The sequence below is a fragment of the Streptomyces sp. NPDC007901 genome, from assembly GCF_042959465.1.
Lineage (GTDB): Bacteria > Actinomycetota > Actinomycetes > Streptomycetales > Streptomycetaceae > Streptomyces.
Genome location: NZ_JBIBKW010000023.1, coordinates 126,034 through 144,805 on the forward strand (window position 1 = coordinate 126,034; position 18,772 = coordinate 144,805).

General features: G+C 70.3%; 10 protein-coding genes and 6 pseudogenes. 5 read left to right on the forward strand and 11 right to left on the reverse strand.

The window, feature by feature from the left end; all coding sequences use genetic code 11:
• Window positions 1-479: 479 nt before the first annotated feature.
• The 4 genes and pseudogenes from ACFZDK_RS46085 to ACFZDK_RS46100 form a co-directional block, all read right to left on the reverse strand.
• Window positions 480-1,226, reverse strand: a complete 747-nt coding sequence (locus ACFZDK_RS46085; protein WP_390982537.1) for an aldo/keto reductase — start codon at window positions 1,224-1,226, stop codon at window positions 480-482.
• A 103-nt stretch (window positions 1,227-1,329) separates the two neighbouring features.
• Window positions 1,330-1,692: pseudogene (locus tag ACFZDK_RS46090) on the reverse strand (alpha/beta fold hydrolase); the annotation flags it as partial.
• A complete protein-coding gene (locus ACFZDK_RS46095) occupies window positions 1,689-1,880 on the reverse strand; it encodes an alpha/beta fold hydrolase (protein ID WP_390982540.1) in 192 nt (63 codons plus the stop codon). The pseudogene ACFZDK_RS46090 and the gene ACFZDK_RS46095, both read right to left, overlap by 4 nt.
• Complete coding sequence (locus ACFZDK_RS46100; protein WP_390982598.1) at window positions 1,877-2,533, reverse strand: hypothetical protein; 657 nt, start codon at window positions 2,531-2,533, stop codon at window positions 1,877-1,879. Before ACFZDK_RS46100 ends, ACFZDK_RS46095 begins: the two co-directional genes overlap by 4 nt.
• Before the next feature lie 7 nt (window positions 2,534-2,540).
• On the opposite strand from ACFZDK_RS46100, the pseudogene ACFZDK_RS46105 reads away from it, so the two are divergent.
• A pseudogene (locus tag ACFZDK_RS46105) lies at window positions 2,541-2,863 on the forward strand (transposase); the annotation flags it as partial.
• Here the strand turns inward: ACFZDK_RS46105 and ACFZDK_RS46110 are convergent.
• From ACFZDK_RS46110 to ACFZDK_RS46125, 4 genes and pseudogenes are all read right to left on the reverse strand, one after another.
• Entirely contained in the window at window positions 2,861-3,421 is a 561-nt protein-coding gene (locus ACFZDK_RS46110; protein ID WP_390982543.1) for a GNAT family N-acetyltransferase, read from the reverse strand. The pseudogene ACFZDK_RS46105 and the gene ACFZDK_RS46110 overlap by 3 nt on opposite strands.
• 111 nt (window positions 3,422-3,532) lie before the next feature.
• Window positions 3,533-4,105 (reverse strand): annotated as a pseudogene (locus ACFZDK_RS46115) (IS630 family transposase); the annotation flags it as partial.
• Between the two features lie 289 nt (window positions 4,106-4,394).
• Window positions 4,395-8,255: a carboxypeptidase regulatory-like domain-containing protein gene (locus ACFZDK_RS46120; RefSeq protein WP_390982546.1), complete on the reverse strand. Its 3,861-nt coding sequence runs from the start codon at window positions 8,253-8,255 to the stop codon at window positions 4,395-4,397.
• 206 nt (window positions 8,256-8,461) lie between these two features.
• Window positions 8,462-12,559: a carboxypeptidase regulatory-like domain-containing protein gene (locus tag ACFZDK_RS46125; protein ID WP_390982549.1), complete on the reverse strand. Its 4,098-nt coding sequence runs from the start codon at window positions 12,557-12,559 to the stop codon at window positions 8,462-8,464.
• A 566-nt stretch (window positions 12,560-13,125) separates the two neighbouring features.
• Between ACFZDK_RS46125 and ACFZDK_RS46130 the strand changes: the two genes are divergently transcribed.
• Entirely contained in the window at window positions 13,126-14,169 is a 1,044-nt protein-coding gene (locus ACFZDK_RS46130; RefSeq protein ID WP_390982552.1) for a LuxR C-terminal-related transcriptional regulator, read from the forward strand.
• On the opposite strand, the pseudogene ACFZDK_RS46135 reads toward ACFZDK_RS46130, so the two are convergent.
• A pseudogene (locus tag ACFZDK_RS46135) lies at window positions 14,075-14,437 on the reverse strand (transposase); the annotation flags it as partial. The gene ACFZDK_RS46130 and the pseudogene ACFZDK_RS46135 overlap by 95 nt on opposite strands.
• 292 nt (window positions 14,438-14,729) lie before the next feature.
• Between ACFZDK_RS46135 and ACFZDK_RS46140 the strand changes: the two are divergent.
• A pseudogene (locus ACFZDK_RS46140) lies at window positions 14,730-15,182 on the forward strand (recombinase family protein); the annotation flags it as partial.
• A 295-nt stretch (window positions 15,183-15,477) separates the two neighbouring features.
• On the forward strand, window positions 15,478-15,864 hold the full coding sequence (locus ACFZDK_RS46145; protein ID WP_390982555.1) for a recombinase zinc beta ribbon domain-containing protein: 387 nt from the start codon (window positions 15,478-15,480) through the stop codon (window positions 15,862-15,864).
• Between the two features lie 94 nt (window positions 15,865-15,958).
• On the opposite strand, the gene ACFZDK_RS46150 is transcribed toward ACFZDK_RS46145, so the two are convergent.
• Complete coding sequence (locus ACFZDK_RS46150; RefSeq protein WP_390982558.1) at window positions 15,959-16,855, reverse strand: NAD-dependent protein deacetylase; 897 nt, start codon at window positions 16,853-16,855, stop codon at window positions 15,959-15,961.
• A 168-nt stretch (window positions 16,856-17,023) separates the two neighbouring features.
• On the opposite strand from ACFZDK_RS46150, the pseudogene ACFZDK_RS46155 reads away from it, so the two are divergent.
• Window positions 17,024-17,599, forward strand: a pseudogene (locus tag ACFZDK_RS46155) (EF-hand domain-containing protein); the annotation flags it as partial.
• A 21-nt stretch (window positions 17,600-17,620) separates the two neighbouring features.
• Here the strand turns inward: ACFZDK_RS46155 and ACFZDK_RS46160 are convergent.
• Window positions 17,621-18,622: a helix-turn-helix domain-containing protein gene (locus ACFZDK_RS46160; RefSeq protein ID WP_390982560.1), complete on the reverse strand. Its 1,002-nt coding sequence runs from the start codon at window positions 18,620-18,622 to the stop codon at window positions 17,621-17,623.
• Window positions 18,623-18,772 lie beyond the last annotated feature (150 nt).

The window sequence follows — 18,772 nt, forward strand, 5'->3', positions numbered from 1 at the left end:
GTTTCGCGACCTCGAGCGGCCCACGGGCCCTGATCCCCTGTTGGGGAGATCCGAGGTGGGTGGTCCTCGGGGCGTTCGAGAAGCTCAACTCCCATGTGCCGCTTCAGCCATTGCGGCCGGGCCATCGTGGACCTCTTCCGGGCACGGGGCGCAGAGATCGTCGAGCACTGGGATATGGCGCAGGACGTGCCGGAGACCTCCGCCGACGACAACACGATGTCTGAGAGCCGTCGAGGCGCCGCGACCGCCGCACGGCGGTGCGCCGCCCACCCGGGGAAGATGCCTCGCGAGCCTCATCCTGGTCGTGGAGCCTGCTCGGTATGGCCGGGACACCGTTGTTTATCGATCGACACGATGGGGCTGTGACACCTGGTAGTGACGTGGCGCGGCCAGGCGAACGGCTCCGCCCCGCATGGTGCGCACGATGCGGGACGGAAGGGCGTCGACGGCATGGGGCCGCCAGCGGCAGGATCCGCAGCTCAGGCCGCGGGCACCGCGGGTTGGGTGACGAGGGAGGCGTCACCGCCCTGGACGGCGTCTCGGGCACCAGCGGTCGCCTCGTGGGGCACTCCGAGGGGGATTGCGCTGACGTCCGACAGGCGCGCGAACTGCTTCGGGGTGAGCTGGACGTCCAGCGCGCCCAGGTAGTCGTCGAGCTGGGTGAGGCTGCGCGGTCCGATGATCGGCACGAACGAGGTGGACGCCTGGGCGGCACGCTCACGCAGCCAGGCCACCGACACCTGGGCGGGCGTTGCGCCGGTCTCCTCGGCGATGGCCAGGACGGTGTCGACGACGGCGGTCTTCTGGTCGGTGCTCTCGGTGTGCACGAGCGTCTTCAAGTCGCTCAGCCGTCCCTCGGTGCTGCGGCGGTACTTGCCGGTCAGCAGTCCGCCGCCGAGCGGAGACCACAGGGCTGCGCCGAGACCCAAGCTTTCGGCCATCGGCAGCAGTTCGCGGTCGGGAGTCCTCTCGACGAGGCTGTACTCGATCTGGATGCCCGCCACCGGCGCCCAGTTCTTCAGGTCCGCGAGGGTGGCGGCGCGGGAGACGCGCCATGCGGGGAAGTTGGACAGGGCGGCGTGGAGGATCTTGCCGGAGCTGACCAGGTCGTCCAGTCCGCGCAGGATCTCCTCCATGGGGGTGAGGTCGTCGGGGAAGTGGACCCAGTACAGGTCGATGTAGTCGGTGCCGAGGCGCTTCAGGCTGGCCTCCAGCGAAGTGACCATGTTCTTGCGGCTGTTGCCGTCCGGCCGCGCGGATGGCCTTCAGCTGCGCGCGTCGAGCCTGCAGGGAGATTTTCTCGTCGCGATTCTGGGTGCGTTCCTTGAGCCGGGCGAGGTAGTCCTTCGCGGCCCGCTTGCCTTCGGCGTCGCGCGGGAAGAACAGGAATGTCCTGGCGTCTTTCAGGGTGAGCGCGGACTTGACGTACGCCTTGACCGCGACCTTGTTGATCTCCTTGATGCCGCCGCCTCCGCGGGGACCGGTCCCGGCCAGGATGATCCGGCGCACGAGCTCGGGTGCCTGCAGGGCCACCATCTGTGTGACTCCGCCGCCGAGCGAGAACCCGAAGAGGTCGACCTTCTCGAGTCCCATCGCACGGATGAAGGCGACGGCGTCGCGGCCCATCTCCTCGACGTCGGGCGGCACGGATCCTCCGGACCTGCCGACCCCGCGGTTGTCGAACGTGATCACCCGGTGGCGGGCAGCGTGCCGTCGATGATCCTCGGGTCCCAGTCATCAAGGACAGTCATCAGGTGGTGCAGGAACACCACCGGAACACCACCGGTCGGACCGAGCTCGCGGTAGGCGAACGGCACCCCGCCGACATCGATCGTGCGCGTGGGCACGTCGATCCACTTCATGCTCTTTGTCGTCTTCATCTGGCCTCCCCGGATACGGCGCGAGGACCGCGGCTCCGTGCAGTTACATTACGATCGTTCTTCTTACGGTTGTAATAGATACACGCCGGAACGGGGCGACGGCAAGGGCTCTGCACCCACTGAGCCCGGATCCACCGGCTTGATTCAGGAGCGATCGTTCCGGGGTCGTTCGAGTGGTCTGGCGGTTGATCTGTGGTTTGGGCAGGCAGTGTCCGCTGGTCTGCCCAGCTCTTCCCCATGTCCACACGTCTCGGGCCCCTTCGGGCGGGTTGGGCAGGGCGTGTCAGGCGGTCGGTGGCGCGGGTGAGGTTGTGGGCCAGGGCGGCGAGGGTGAGCCAGGCGGCATTCGCCTGGAAGTGCCCGGACGGCGCGTGTGCGAACGTGCTGTTCTTGATGTCCGCGATCCTTACCAACGCCCGGAAGGCCTCTGTCCGTTGCTCCCAGGTGTCCTTCTCCAGTGCGAGGTCGTCGTTGTCACCAACGGCCAACGACAGTTGCGCGAAGGTGTTGTCGACGGAGAACTTGCGGTCGATGAGGATGTCGTACCAGGGCGCCCGTTCGGGATCGCGCGCTGCGGCGACCACAGCGTCGAACCCCGCCAGTTCCGCCCAGGTCGTCAGTGCGACGCAGGCCAGGAACCGCTCCCGGGCCACGGCCGAGTTCCCGCAGGTTAGGACGATGCTGCTGGAGGCTGCGACGGATAGCACCGCGTTCGCGGACTTCCCGCCGGCCCACTGGAAGAAGATCTGGTCGACCAACCCGCTGGAGCGGCTGAGCCGCGAGATCAAACGCAGGGCAGACGTCGTGCAGGTCTTCCCCAACCCTGCGGCCCTGGACCGCCTCGCAGCGGCAGTCCTGGCCGAACTCCACGACGAGTGGCAGGATTTCGACCGCCGCTACCTCTCCGAAGGCTCCATGGCTGAACTCTTCACCGCCACAGCCGCCGAGAGCGACCGGCAGCTTCCCCCGCCAGAACCGAATCAGCTTGGCCAGTGACTACACCACTTCGCGGGGCACGATCGGATCCGGTACAGCACACACTGGCGAAGCGGCCCCTCGGGCACGCTCGGATCCTCGAAGTCGTCGGCCGGATCCCGGGTCATGCCGATCCGACGCATCACTGCCTGGGAACGAAGGTTGTGGACGGTCGTCGACGCCACCACTTCCGGCACCCCGAGGGCCTCGAAGCTGAAAGCCAAGGCGGCCAGGGCGGCCTCGGTGGCGTAACCGTGACCCCACGCCGAACGCATCAACCGCCAACCGATATCCACTCCCGCGAACGGCATGTCCCCGCTCACCTCGTCCAAGCCGGCACGGCCGATGAACTCACCAGTCTCCCGTGATTCGAGCGCCCACCACCCAAAACCTCGCTCGTCAAACTCGGCCTGCATGATTGCCACCGCGGCATCGCTTTGCTCCCGCGTCAGCAGTTCCCCCAGGTGTTCTCGGACTTCAGGATCGGCATTCATAGCCGCCCACGGTTCGAGGTCAGACTCCCGCCACCGGCGGAGCAGAAGACGATCGGTTCGCAGCTCTGGCATGCCACCCAGCCAACCCGATCAAGACCAGGGTGTCGATCAGTTATGTCGAACCCTACGGTGCTCGTCCATGCCAGACCCGCTGCGCAGATCCTCACGGCCTACACCACCCGGCGGGAGACCCGGCATCATCGGCAGCACAGGCTGGGAACGGTCCAGTGCCTGGATCTGAGACTTTTCATCGACGCAGAACACCAACGCCCGCTCGGGCGAATCAAGGTAGAGGCCGATCACGTCGTGGACCTTGTCGACGAAGGACGGGTCGGCCGACAGCTTGAACGTCTCCGAACGGTGCGGCTGCAGGCCGAAAGTGCGCCAGATCCTCGACACATTCGACTGCGACAAGCCCCTCCCTTTGGCCATCGCCCGTGTCGACCAGTGCGTGGCATTCTTCGGTGTCGCTTCCAGTGTCCGCTTGACCACGGCGGCGACCTGTTCGTCGGTGACTGTCCGGGGGCCGCCCGGGCGTGGCATGTCACCCAGCCCCGCGATCCGGTGCTCCACAAACCGCGACCGCCAACGGCCCACCGCATGCGGCGTCGAACCGAGTTGAGCCGCAACGTCCTTGTTCGACGCGCCCGTCGCACAGGCCAGGATGATCCGGCACCGTAGAGCCCACGCCTGCGGCGTCGAACGGCGCCGGCCCCACCCCTCCAGCGCAGCCCGTTCCCCATCCGAAAGGATCAACTCGGCCTTCGGCCGCCCAAGCGGCGCGCGCGGTCTCGTTCCCCATCCCCTGCGGACGGGGCCAGCCCCGTCCGCAGGGGATGGGGGCGGCGCCTTCCGCGTCAGCGGCACCCCCGCCTCCTCCACCGCACTGCCCTCACCGGCGCCGTTCCCGTTGGAGTCAGCGTGTCTACCACTGAGGCGCGGTCAGCCGATCCGGCCAGGCTGCGAAGGAAAGCCCCCACCGATGGCCGGCGGCGATCCGCACGCTGATGATCGGCACCTTCCTCGTCCGCAGTCTCGGCTTCACCTACCCGTTCCGCACGGTCATCCGCACCGGCACGACCGGGTACGTGTACGGCGTGTCCGTGCCGACCGCGAGCGCGGCCGTGTAGGTCCCGGCCACGTCCACCGCCCTCACGCCCGCGTCCAGCCGGACGGTGACGGTCAGGCGCTCGCCTGGGGCGAGCGTGTGGGTGACGGGTATAGCGGAGAGCCAGCGGACGTCGGTTGCCGGGACGCAGGTGTCGAGGCCCGGCAGCTGCTCGACGTTCGCACGGGCGTCGTAGACGCTCGGCGCGCCGCCGACCCGGTAGAACCCGCAGGCGCCGCCGGCCCGGTAGAGGGGCGTGGCGGCGGCGGGCAGGGCCGTCCAGGTGCGGGCGGCCGGGTCGTAGGCGTAGCCGACGCTGGTGACGGCGGAGAGGAGGTCGCTGACCCCGCCGGAGAGGAGGAAGCGGCCGTCGGCGGTGGTGGCGGCCGAGGCCCACAGGTCGGTGGGGAGGTCGGTGATCGGGGTCCAGGCGGCGGTGGCCGGGTCGTACGCGTAGCCGTGCCGCGTGCCCTCGATCGCGGTGATGCCGCCCGCGCAGTACAGGGTGCCCGAGACGGCGCCGCAGCCGAGCCAGGAGACGGCCTCGGGGTAGGGGGTGGCGGCGGTCCAGGTGTCGGTGGCCGGGTCGTAGACCCGCACGGCGGTGGTGCCGCTGCAGTAGCCCGATCCGCAGCCGCCGACCAGGTACCACTTGCCGTCGAGCGTGGCGGAGGCCGTTGCCGCGTACCCGGCGGGCGCCGGGGCGGCGGTGGACCAGGTGTGGTGCTGCGGGTCGTAGACGTCGGTGGTGGGCACGGTGGCACCGTCCGCTGTCCAGCCGCCGGTGACGTACAACTTGCCGTTCAGGAAGGCGGACTGGGGTGCCTCGCGGGGGGTGGCGGGGCCGCCGGGGATCGCCGTCCAGGCGGCGGTGACGGGATCGTAGACGTAGCCGCCGGACAGGACGGAGGTGCCGTCGATGCCGCCGACCGAGTAGACGCGGCCGTCCGGGCCGGTGGCGACGGCGTTGTCCATGACGGGGGTGGGGTAGTCGGTGACGGAGGTCCAGGCCGAGGCGGCGGAGGTCACATCCGTGGCCGTTTCCGTGGCCGTGGATTTCGCCTTCGTCAGCCGGTCGGGGCTGTAGTCACCGGGGACGTACCGCGGGGCCGTGGCGTGGGCTGTCGTCGCCGTCGGGATGTCCCCGGACCGCTCGGTGAGGCTGACGGCGAGCGGGGCCGAGCCGGTGTTGCGCAGGGTGACCTGGGCGGTGGTGGCCTTCCCCTTGCGTACGGTCCTGTCGACCGCCGCCGGGCTGATCGCCAGCCGTCCGGCGCGCAGCACTGCGTCGAGGCGGGTGGCGTGGTTGGTCTTGAAGCTCACTTTCTTCGTCGCCGTGGTGTAGTGCTCGGCGCTCACCGCGACCTGCTGACGGCCCGTCCGCGGCACGAAGCGTACGTACGTACCGTCGCCCGCAGTGGTCGCCGTGGCGCCGGCCTTGCCGCTCACCGTCGCACCGCTCACCTGCCGGCCGGTGTTGCGGTCCGTCACCGCCCCGTACAGCAACGCGCCCGGTACCGGCGCGCAGGTCATGCCGCCGAAGGCGACGTCGTCGACCTGCCAGTAGTAGGCGTTGTCGCCGGTGTAGCGGAACCGCACCCGGACAGCGGACTTCCCGGCCGCGGCCGGGAGGGCGACGCTCTGTGTCCCTGGGCCGGCGGAGACGGTGTCGCGGTGCCAGACCGTGGACCAGGTCGTACCGCCGTCGACGCTGAGGTCGACGTCGGCCTTGGAGGCGTCGGAGAACTTCCTGTAGAAGGTGCCGAAGCGGACCGCGGGCGTGTCCTGGCCGGTCAGATCGAGGACCGGGGAGACGAGGGAGGTGCGCTGCCCGTCGGCGAAGTAGCCGCTGTCGGCGATGGCGAAGCCGCCCGAGCCGCCGGTGAGGTTGCCGCGCTCGCCCGGGTCGTCGAAGCGCCAGGTGTGGCCGCTGCCGGTGACGCTCCAGCCGTCGGGCGCCCCCGTGCCGTCGAAGGTCTCGGTGCCCTCGCTGAACGACTGCCGGTAGCCGGGCGCCACGCAGGCGGCGGCGTCGACCGGGATGTCGAAGTCCTTGCGGCCGGCCTTGGCGCCCACCGTCAGGTCGGCCGTCGTGACCTGGTAGCCGGCGTAGACCGGGTCGACCTGGAGGGTGTAGGTGCTGTTGGCGGGCAATGTGAGGGTGTAGCGGCCGGTCGCCTGGTCGGTGTACGTCCGGGTGGACGGCTCGCCGGTGACCTGGATGCCCGCGGAGAGCGGCCAGCCGTGCCCGGAGCCGTCCCGGATCCGCCCGCTGACGGTGACCAGGGGCTGGGCGGTGAGGGTGAAGTCCCGGGTCGCGCTCGCGCCGTCGCCGACCTCGACGGCGGCCGGCCCGGCGCTGCCGTAGCCGAACTTCGCGGCCGACACGTCGTACGTGCCCGCCGGGAGCGTCATGTCGTACGTGCCGTCGGCGCCGGTCGTCGTGGCGTTCGCGCCGGCTGTGATCCGCACCCCGGAGACCGGGTCGCCGGTGCCGGGGTCGGTGACCTTTCCGGTCAGCGTGCCGTACGGGCCGGTGGTGAAGGCGGCGGTGCCGTTCGGGGTGCCGAGGCCGGTGGGGCCGTCCCAGCCGGGGCCGGCGGTGCACAGGTCGGCGGTGGCGCAGGTGCCGTTGGTGCCGGAGGTCACGTCGTTCAGAGCGCCGTTCGGCGCGTCGTCGCGGTCGCCGGTGTGAGCGTACGGGTAGGCGTTGGGGTAGGTCTTCGCGCCCGGCGTTCCGGCGAGCGCGTAGGTGGCGGCGATGATCGGGGCGGACGCGCTGGTGCCGCCGTAGACGCCCCAGCCGCGGTCCTCGTACGTGTTGTAGACGCTGACCCCGGTCGCCGGGTCGGCGACGGCCGACACGTCCGCGACGGCGCGGGCGTCGCAGCCCCGGTCGGTCTGGAAGGACGGCTTGGGGGAGTAGGCCGAGCAGCCGCTGCCCGCGCCGGTCCACGCGGACTCGGTCCAGCCCCGGGGCGTTCCGCTGTCCCGGCTCAGCGAGGTCCCGCCGACCGCCGTGACGTACGGCAGCGAGGCCGGGTAGCTCACGCCGTAGCCGAGGTCACCGGTGCTGAAGGTGATCGCCACGCCCGGGTGCCTGTAGTAGGCGTCGCCGGGCAGGTCGCCGATCGCGCTCTCGCTCCCGCCCCAGCTGTTGGAGACGTACGTGGCGCCGAGCGCGACCGCCGTGTTCTCCGTCTCGCCGAGGTTGTCGATGGACGGGTCGTCCGCCTCGACCAGCAGGATGTGGCAGAGCGGGCAGGCGGCGCTGACCATGTCGAGGTCGAGGGCTATCTCGCCGGCCCAGCCCGCGTCGGGCTGGGGGTAGTCGGTGCCGCCGCGCTGGTCGGTCTTGCGGAAGCAGCCGCTCGCGGTGGTGCAGGGCGGCAGGCCGAACTGGGAGCGGTAGACGGCCAGGTCGGCCTCGGCGTTCGGGTTGTCGAAGGCGTCGACGATGGCCACCGTGACCCCGGCCCCGGCCGCGTCGGACGGCAGGTCGTAGGCGCTCTGGAGGTCGGCGGGGCCCAACCCGGCGGGGGCCAGCAGGGGTTGGAGGCCTTTGCCGGTCTGCCGGACATCGTCGCGGGCGACCGCGAAGCAGGCCATCTCGTTGGGCTTGTCGGGTCTTGCGCAGAGGGGATGCGTCGGCACGGCCGAGGCCGTCGAGGCGGTGTCGGCGGCGGCCTTGGTGGTGGCGGTGGCGGACTGGGGGAGTGCCCAGACCAGTGTCATCAGGATGCCGAACAGGGCGGTTAACGCCGTCAGCCGGGAATGGAACAGTCCTACCTTGATCATCTGGGTCCTCCCAGACCTTCATGGACAGAAGGGAAACGATCAGCGGGGAGCGTACTTCATGAACATGTCAGATGTGTGAAGTTGTGCGCTCCTGTTTGATCGATTGGTCGGCAGGACGCCTGGGGGCTGCGGCCGGCCCACGGGCTGGCCGCAGCCAGGGTGGGCGACCCCGTTCCGGGTCGGCCCACCCTGGCTTTCGGCCGGTCCTACTTTCTCTTGAGGGTGAAGTTCTTGGTGACAGTGGACTTCTTCTTGATCGTCACCGTCGCGACGGTCGGCTGGAAGCCGTCCTTGGCGACGATGACCTCGAGCGGGTTGTTGCGGACGTCGAGCCACAGCGCGTATCCGCCGTGGGCGTCGGTCGTCAGCGTGTAGCTCGTGGCCCAGGTGTCGATCTGGACGGTGGCCCCGGCGATCGGCGCGGTGCCGCCGTCGGCGGTGACCCCCAGCACCGTCCCGGTGATCTTGCCCCAGGTGCTGGGCGGGGCGACGTGCATCTCGACGGGGAGCCTGGGCACGGAGTACGGAGTGTCGGTGCTGAAGGTCAGCTGGGCGGTGAAGTCTCCCGGCTGGGTCACCTCGGCCACGGAGGCGTCCAGGGTGATCGTCACCTTCGAGCTCTTGCCGGGCTGAAGAGTCAACTGCTGCGCGCTCTCGCTCAACCAGCTGACCTCGCTCGATTCTCCCTGGTCGTAACCCGGCAGCACCTCCACGGTCGTTCCGGGGGTCGCCAGCGCGACGCCGCCACCGACCTTGAAGAAGCCCAGCCCGCCTCCACCGCGGTAGGTGGCGGTGTCGGCGTTGGGGAGGGCGGTCCAGGTGCCGGCCTTCGGGTCGAAGGAGAAGCCCTGGTTGGTGATGCTGTTCCCGGTCACGCCACCCGCGGTGACGAGCAGACCGTTGGCGGAGGTGTACGCGGCGCCCCAGAGAGTGATCGGCAGGTCGGCGACCTGTGACCAGGCGTTGGCGGCGGGGTCGTAGACGTAGGAGTGCTTGACCTCGCTGCTGCCGTTGTACCCGCCGGCGCAGTAGAGCTTGCCGCCGATGCCGGCGCAGGAACTCCAGGAGATCTGCTCCGGGTAGGCGGCCACCGTGGACCAGTTGTCGGCGGCCGCGTCGTAGACGGTGACATCCGTGGAGCCGCAGGAGTCGGCCCCGCAGCCGCCGACCACGTAGAGCTTGCCGTCGAGCACGGCGCTGCCGGAGCCCGCGTAGGGCTTGGGCGAGGCGGCGCCGGTAGTCCAGGTGTCACTTCCCGGGTCGTAGATCTCCAGCTTGGAGTCGGGGTCGCCGCTGGGTCCCCAGCCGCCGACGGCGTAGAACTTGCCGTCGATGAAGCCGTGGGCGGGATCCTCCCGGGTGTCCGCCGCGGCGGCCCGCTTGGTCCAGGTGCCGGCGACCGGATCGAGGACGTACATGTCCTTGGTGTCGGCGCCGCCGTTGAAGCCGAAGGCGGAGTAGACCTTCCCGTCGTTGGTGGCGACGGCGTTGTCCATCAGCTTCACCGGCAGGTCGGCGGCCGCCTGCCAGGCGTCACCGGCGGCTCCCGGGACCACCTTGGCGGTGGTGCCCGCGGCGGACGCGGCAGCCTTGCTCGACAGCGGAGAGTACGTGCCCTTGACCAGCTTCAGCGGGGCGCCGCCCGCGGCCGCCATGGTGAACCCGCCGGGCTGTTCCCCGAGTTTGACGGTGGCGGGTGCCGTGCCGGTGTTCTTGACGGTCAGGGTCTTGGTGGTCTGCTCGCCCCATCCGACCGACGCGGTGATGGAGGTCTTGTCCAGCGTCAACTGCCCGGCGCCGAGGGCGAAGTCCGCGCCGACCGCGCTGTCGGCCTGCACCTTCACCGTCTTGTCGAGCCCGGTGTAGTGGGGCTTCGCCGCGGTGAAGCCGTGGCTGCCGAGGGAGGAGAACAGGGCGTAGACGCCGTCGCCCAGGGCGGGGTCGTCGGGGGTGGCGAGGGTGACGGTGCTCTGCTTGCTGTCGTCCTTGTTCGTCACGGTGGCGCCTACCAGCCCCGTGGAGGTGTTGGCATCGGTCACGGTGCCGGTGAGCAGACCGCCCGGGAGGGACGTGACGTGGCGATCGCCGATGAAAACGTTGTCAACCTTCCACCACCAGCCGAACGAGCCGGTGAAGTGGAAGCGCAGCTGCACCGATGCCTTGCCGGCGTAGTCGGTCAGCGGGAGTTCGACCTTCTGCGCGCCGAAGGTGGTGCCGGTGGCGGACCAGAGTGTGGTCCAGGTGGTGCCGCCGTCGGTGGTCGCGTCGACGTCCGCGCTCTGGCCCCCGATGGCCCAGTAGTCGTTGGCGAAGGCGATCTCGGGTGCGGAGTCGTCGGTGAAGTCGTACACGGGGCTGAGCAGTTGCGAGTCCTGGTGCACCCCGCCGCCGTAGTGGTCGCTGTCGACGATGGCGAACCCGCCGTCGCCGCCGGTGGTGTTGGAGCGTGAGCCCGGGTCGTCGAAGGTCCAGCCGCCGGTCGTCCCGTCGGCGTTGACCACGCTCCAGCCGTGCGGGGCGGAGTCGGTCGAGTCGAACGGCTCGGTGGTGCCTTCGTCCCGTACCGAGTAACCGGCGGGCACGGTGGCCGCCCACGGGTCGACCGGAACCGCGATGTTCAGACTCTGGTCGGAGTCCGCGACGGTGATCTTCTTGGTGGGCGATGTGTAACCGGGATAGGCACTGGCCACGTGCAGGGTGTAGTCGTGGCCCTGGGGCAGCTTCAGGTCGAAGGCGCCGGTGAGCGGGTCGGTCCACACCGGGCCGCCGGGGACGCCGTCCGCGGTGATCTTGGCGTAGAGCGGCCAGCCGTGACCTGAGCCGTCGGTGACCTTGCCGGAGACCGTCCGGCTCGGGACCGGGGTGAGGGCGAAGTTCTTCGTGAGGGCGTCGCCGTCGCCGAGGGACACGCCGGAGGCGGTGCCGGTGGTGTAGCCGTACGCTTCGACAGTGATGTCGTAGCTGCCGACCGGCAGGACGAGCGAGTAGGTCCCGTCGGCGGCGGTGTGCGCGGTGCCGCCGCCCTGGGTGGTGACGGTGGCTCCGGCCACCGGCTTGCCGGTGCTGTCGTCGGTGACGGTGCCGGAGAGCTTCCCGTGCGGGCCGCTGCGGAACGCGGCCAGCCCGTCGGGGGTGCCCAGGCCGGTCGGACCGTCGTAGCCGGCACCGGCGGTGCACAGGTACGCGGGGGTGCAGGTGCCGTTGTCGCCGGTGGTCACGTCATTGAGACCGGTCCCGGAGGCGTATGGGTAGGAGTTGGGGTACGTGCCCGCGACGGGGGTCCCGGCGGCCGCGTACACGCCGGCGATGATCGGTGAGGAGGCGCTGGTCCCGCCGTACACCTGCCAGCCGCCACCGCCGTAGGTCTGGTAGACCGCGACGCCGGTGGCCGGGTCGGCCACGGCGGAGACGTCGGCGACGGTGCGCTTGTCGCATCCGGTGTCCGTCTGGAAGGCCGGCTTGGGCTCGTAGAGGGAGCAGCCGGATCCCGGGCCCAGGCCGTTGCGGTTCCAGACCGACTCGGACCAGCCGCGTGCGGTGCCGGAGTCCCGAACCAGTGAGGTACCGCCGACGGAGGTCACGTAGGGGGAGACGGCGGGGTAGGCCACCCCGTAGTCACTGTCGCCCGAGGAGGCGACCACGGCGACACCGGGGTGGTTGTAATGGGCGTCGTACGTCGTCTCGTCCGGGAGCTCGCCGCTGCCCGGGGTGCTGCTGTAGTTGGTGCCGTAGGAGTTGGAGACGTACTTGGCACCGAGCGCGACGGCCTGGTCGACGGCCGCCCCGAGGTCCTCGAAGCTCGGCTGGTCCGCCTCGACGAGCAGGATGTGCGCGTTCGGCGCGGCGGCGGAGACCATGTCCAGGTCCAGGGAGATCTCGCCGGCCCATCCGGAGTCGGGCGCCGGGTAGTCGGTACCGCCGCGCTGGTCGACCTTGGTGAAGCAGCCGTTGGCAGTGGTGCAGGCGGACAGCCCGTACTGCTCGCGGTAGACAGCCAGGTCGGCCTCGGCGCTGGGATCGTCATAGGCGTCCACGATGGCGATGGTCTGGCCCGCTCCGCCGTCGGCGGGAAGGCTGTAGGCGCTTTGCAGGTCGGCGGCGCCGTAGCCGCTGGGGTCGACGGAGGGGGCCAGCAGCCCCTTGACGGCCTTGGTGTCGGTCCGGCGCAGGGCGAAGCAGGTGGCCTCGCCCTTCTTGGGGGTGGAACAGGAGGGGTCGAGGTCGACTTTCTTCTTGGCCGACGAGGCCGACATGGCGGACGGTGCCGTCGCGTGGGCCGGTAGCTGTATGCCCACGACCGTCATCGCGGCAGCGCTCAGGACGGTCAGAAAGGCGGCGGCTCTACGGCGTAAACCTGAACCGGTTCTTGGCGAGGTGCGCAAAACGTTACTCCCCTTTTTGCCCAGCATGGGTCGACTCGTACGCGGTTCGCGGTCGACGGTGAATGCGGGTCGCCGCATTCACCGCAATCAATTGGCATGCCTCGGGGTGCGAATGGCAATAAAATCCGTGTTACATGTACATGTCGTATGTCCAATGCTGCGCAAAGCGGAAACTCCGGCCCGGGGTCGGGAAATGAATTCCCACGCCAATTCGGCCCGCCGCTCGAAGAAACGCGGGGGCCATTTCTGGAAGGTGATGATTTTCGGTCGGCTGCAGGCGTCCGGGGATCGCTGTGCGCACCCTGCGGAAGGCGCAGGAGTCGGGGGCCGGAACATGAGGTGAAAGCGGAGATCACCGCGCCGGTGACCTGTGATCATCCTCACCTCGGCAGTCGCGCCTGGCAAGATCCCCCGCCTGCGGGCCCGCGCAGTTGCGCACTTGCGTAGCATCGCCGTGAACCTCGTTCCGATCTTCCGAGGAGTCGCTGATGGACGTGTCGGACGTGTCGTCGTTAGACGCGCTGTGGGCAGGCACCGGCCTGGGTGCTCCGGCCCGGGAGGCCCTGGAATTCCTGGTCAGCCATCCGGGCGCGGATGAGGACGCGGTCGCGGCGGGAATCGGACTGCCGGTCGCGGCGGCCCGGACCGTCCTGCGGTCCCTGGAAGCCGAACTCCTCGCCGTACACGTCGGGGAACGGCCCTCGCGCTGGAGCGCCAGCCCGCCCCGCTCCTCGCTGGGTGCCCTTCTGGCCCGTAAACGACAGGAGTTGGCCAGGGCCGAGTTGTACGCGGAACAGCTCCAGGAGGTGTATCGCACAGCCCCGGGCCAGCAGATCGCCTCGGATCTCTTCGAGGTCGTCGAGAGCAACGAACAAGTCGGCGCCCGCTATGCGCACCTTCTGAGAGGCAGTCGGCACGAGGTGCTGCATTTCGCGAAGCCGCCGTATGTGACCTCGCGGATCACGCCCACCGATGCTTCCACCGCTGCGGGCGCCACGGTCCGCCCCGGTGTCCGGCTCCGGTCCGTGTACGACAGCGACGGAATCGCCGACGACGAATGCCTGGAGACGGCCCTCGGGGGCGCCGCCGCGGAAGGGGAGCTGCGGCTCCTGCCCGGACTGCCCATGAAACTGGTCATCTTCGACGGCGTGGCGGCGATCATGCCGCTGCGGAGGGACGATCCCGCGGCGGGCTCGCTCGTCGTCCACTCCTCGACGCTGCTGGAAGTGCTGACCGCCCTCTTCGAGAGCGTGTGGGAGCGCGCGGTGCCCCTCTCGCTGGAAGGCCGGCCCGCCTCGCCCCCGGTGAGTGCCGAAAGACAGGACGGCGCCCTCCACAGTCGGACGCGGGACATCCTTCGCCTGATGTCCGCCGGAATGAAGGACGACGCCATCGCGCGCTCCCTGCGGCTCAGCCGCCGGACCGTACAGACGCATATCAGCGAGCTGGGCAGAAAACTGGGCGCACGGACCCGCTTCCAGATAGCCCTGCTGGCCCAGGAACGCGGCTGGTTGGAGGATCGGGAGGGGTGACCGGCGCTCCCGGTCGGGGTGCGGTGGGCGTCAGGCTGCAGTTTCGACGTTCGATCAGCAGGATCCGAACGCGGGCGGGTGTCAGTCTGTTCGGCTCGGCCGGCTTCTCCCAGGGACGCCGTGGATCGGCGGCCAGCGGGCGGGCGAGCCGGAGCTGGGTGTAGGCGGCGATCACCAGCCAGGTCCACCGGTCTGCCGCCTCCGAGTTGCGGGGTCGGGGCCTGGTCCATCCGAGTGTCTGCTTGAACAGGCGAAACATGTGCTCAAGGAGCAAGCCGCAATGCACACATAGACGACTCCGAGAAGGGGAACTTCCCGGTCGTAGGGGTGGACGGCCTGCTCCAAGTTGCCGCTTTTGTGCGGCAGTCGCGGGAGCGACAGGCCGTTGAGGATGAGGGTGGTGAGTCGGCATGTCGAGGGATGGCGTCGATGAACTCCCCAGGTCCCGGGCTGGGAGACCGTCCCCGAGCTGAACCGGCAGATGGTGGTGCGGCTGCTCGCCGAGTTGGCTGCACGGATGGTGATCGCGGCCGGACCGGGCGGAGGTGATCTGCGTGACGGTGACTGGTCCGTGGGACCGGTTTGACGGCAAGATCCAGTCCTGGCATCTCGACCGCCTCGCGGTCGTCTATGTCCGCCAGTCCGCTCCGCAGCAGGTCCTCGACCATGCGGAATCGACCCGGCTGCAGTACGGACTCACCCAGCGTGCGGTCGACCTGGGCTGGGCGCCGTCCCGGATCCTGGTGATCGACGAGGACCTCGGGCAGTCGGCGTCCGGGGTGGTCGACCGGCCGGGTTTTCAGCGACTGGTCTCCGAGGTCGGCCTGGACCACGTGGGCCTGGTCTTGGGAATCGAGATGTTCCGGCTGGCCCGCAGCGGCCGCGAACGGCACCGACTCCTGGAATTGTGTGCCTTGGCAGGGGCTCTGCTCGCCGACCCGGACGGGGTCGATGGCCCGGCCGAGCACAACGACCGCATGCTCCTGGGGCTGAAGGGGACGATCAGCGAGGCCGAACTGCATCTGATCAAGCAGCGGATGTGGAACGGACGGATGGGCAAGGCCCGCGGCGGCGAGCTCGCCGTGCCCCTGCCAGTGGGCTGTCTCCGGCTTGCCGACGGGCACGTCGCCAAGGATCCCGACGAGCAGGTGCAGGCCGTGGTCCGGCTGGTCTTCGACCTGTTCGACGAACTCGGTCTGATCAACGGAGTGCTGCGGTTCCTGGTGGATCACGGCATCCAGATCGGCGTCCGCGCTCGTGAGGGGCCGGGAAAAGGGCCAGCTGGTGTGGTGCCGGCCCAGCCGGATCGTGATCCAGAACATGCTCCGCCACCCGGCCTATGCCGGGATCTATGTCTATGGCCGCAGCCGCACCGACCCCTGCCGCCGGCTTCCGGGGCGCCGGTGCGCCGGCCGGGTCCGCAAGCCGCGAGAGGACTGGTTCGTGTACTTGCCCGGGACGCTGCCCGCCTATATCGACATGCAACGGCACGAGCGCAATCTGGCCCGGATCGAAGCGAACCGGGCTCGCTCGCTGAGCGTGGGAGTCCTGCGGGATGGGCCCGCACTGCTGGTGGGACTCGTCTACTGCGGCCGCTGCGGGACCCGCATGACCGTGCACTACCAGCGCGGCCAGGGCGGCAAGCTGTGGCCGAAGTACGAAGTGCAATCGCGTCAAGGCCGACTACGGCGGTGAGTTGTGCCAGCAGCTGTCTGGCGGAGTGCACGTCGGCTGTCATGTGCCACGTCTCCGCTTCACCCGCGGCTGCGGATGTCCGCCGGATGGCGGCTCAGTCCGCCGGGCCGCCGACCGGGATGCCGAGCCGGTCGGCGACGGTGGTCAGGGCCGTTCCCAGCGGGAGCGCGACCCGGGTGAGGGCGTGCGGGTCGCCCCGGGTGGGGTCCCGGTTGACGATCAGCACCGGCTTGCCCTCCTGCGACGCCTGACGGACGAAACGCAGCCCGGACATCACCGTCAGCGACGAGCCGAGGACCAGCAGCGAGGCCGCCTCCCGGACCAGGCGCCGGCAGTGCTCGACGCGCTGTGGCGGCACCGCCTCGCCGAAGAACACCACGTCCGGTTTGAGGATGCCCCCGCAGTCGGCGCACGGCACGACGCGGAAGTCGCCGACCTGCGCGTCGGTGAGGTCCGCGTCACCGTCCGGGTTGATCCCGGCGGCCACCGGGTCGAAGTCCGGGTTCTCGGCCTCCAGGCGCCGGGCGAGCTCGCGGCGCGGGCTGAAGGCGCGGCAGGAGAGGCAGACGACCCGGTCCAGGCTGCCGTGGAGCTCCACGACGCCCTCGCTGCCCGCGGCCTGGTGCAGACCGTCGACGTTCTGGGTGATCACACCCGAGACACGGGCGTCCCTGGCGAAGGCGGCCACCGCCAGGTGTCCCGCGTTGGGGCGGGCCCGCCCGAAGGTGCGCCACCCGAGGTGGCTGCGCGCCCAGTACCGGCGGCGCGCGTGGGCGCTCCCGGTGAAGTCCTGGTAGGTCATCGGCGTGTGCCGACTCAGGCTCCCGCCCTCGCCCCGGTAGTCGGGGATGCCCGACTCCGTGGAGATGCCCGCCCCGCTGAGCACCAGCACACCGCCGGCGCCCAGTGCGTCGACGACCGGCTCGAGGTCGGTGGTGCCCGGCGGCAGGTCCGCGGCGGGGGTCCAGCTCAGCGTGGGGCGCATGCGCATGCCGCAAGGGTACGGAATCGGCGGCGGCCCGGGACGGGTGTACGGCCGCCGGGGAACCGGTCCTCGGTCCGCCGCGGGCAAACCGGCGCCCGGCGCACCGGGCGGGCTCGCGGGCGCGCGGGTCCCGGCCGCGGTGAGCGCGAGCGCCGTTGAGGGGCGGTCGGCCGCGGAAGCATGTCCTCAGCACTGCGCGTGAGGAGGCATGTGATGTCCAGCGAGTTCCAGCGGACCAAGCTCCAGGCCATGTTCGAGGCGTTCGACGCGGACGGCAACGGCTATCTGGAGGAGGCGGACTTCGTGGCCCTGGCCGACCGCTGGAGCCGGCTGCCGCGGGTGAGGGAGGGATCGGAACTGGCGGACCGCGTGGACGGCGTGCTGAAGGGCTGGTGGCGGCATCTGTCGGAGACCGTGGACACGGACCGGGACGGCCGGATCGACATGGACGACCTCCTCGCCATGGTGGACCTGCTGCCAACCATCCCCGAAGCCGTCACCGCCGACACCATCTTCGACGCAGTCGACGAGAACGCCGACGGGCGTATCTCGCGCGGCGAGCACCAGCGCCTGGTCGACACCTGGCACAGGCGGCCCGTGGAGACCGGCGGTGTCTTCGACCGGCTCGACCAGGATGCCGACGGCTACCTCAGCCGCCCCGAGTTCGCCGCGCTGTGGACCCAGTTCTGGACCAGCGACGACCCCTGCGAACCCGGCAACCTGATGTGCGGCCCGATCGGCGCCGGGTGAGGCACCGGCACCGCCGGCCGTTCAGAGCCAGCCGCGGCGGGCCGCCTGCCAGGCGAGCTGCATACGGGTCGTGGCCCCGGCGAGGGACATCATCCGCTGGATGTGGCGCTGGATGGTGCGCCGGCTGAGCCCCATCTGACTGGCGATGGCCTTGTCCGCGATGCCCGCGACCAGCAGGGAGAGGATGCGCCGGTCGGTGCCGGACAGCGGGTCGCCCGCCTGTACGGCGGCGGCGTCCGGCATCGAGCCCGCGGCGCTGACGTCGAGGGGGACCGCGGTCTCCCAGTAGCGCTCGAAGAGCGAGGTGAGCGCATCCAGGAGACTGCTCTCGCGGACCAGGGCGGCGGTGGGTTCACCGGGGGAGCCCTGGGGGCCGCCGGGCACCAGCGGGCAGATGGCGATGGCCCGGTCGGCCACGGCCAGCCGCAGCGGCAGATGGGGCACGCTGCGGGCGATCTCCCCGGCCTGCACCCCCTCGATCACGTTGTCCACGGCGTGGTCGTCGTAGAAGAACGCCTGCTCGTAGAGGACGCGGTAGCGCACCCCGCGGGCCAGGGCGTCGTACTCCGCGCGGTTGCTGCCCGACGGCATCGCGACGTACTGGGCCTTGCAGAACCAGAGCATCTCGTGCCTGGCGTTGTCCTGCATCTGCCGGAGATGCTGCCGCAGCGACTCGGCACCCGTGATCACCTCGATCAGCTGGCCCGCGTCCTGGCGGCGCCGGGCGCTGCGGTACAGATCCAGCAGATCGGTGACCGTGCTGCGAGCCTTGTCGAGTTCGTCGGTGCGCCGTTGCAGTTGGGGCAGCAGCGCCACGTCCGGTGGCACGGCGGAGTACTGGGGCGGCACGTGATCGGTGGGGCTGGCGAGACCCTTGCCGGTGAGGCCTGCCAGCACCGCCTCCAGCGTGTCGTGCGGCAGTTCGCTCTGCTCCGCCAGTTCGCGAGCCGAGGCCGTGACCGCTCCGACCAGGAGGCGGTACACCGTCTCCTCCACGGCCGTCAGCCCTGCCGCCTCCAGCATCGGCGATCCCTCTCCGTCCCTCGCGTGGCGGCGGGCGCCCGGGGCGGGGGCCCCCGCGGGCCCCGCGTACCCCGGCCCGGGCGCACCCGGTGAGGGGCGCGGGGGGGCGCCCCCGGGGGGGTTGGGGCGGGGGCTCGGCGTCCGGGCCCG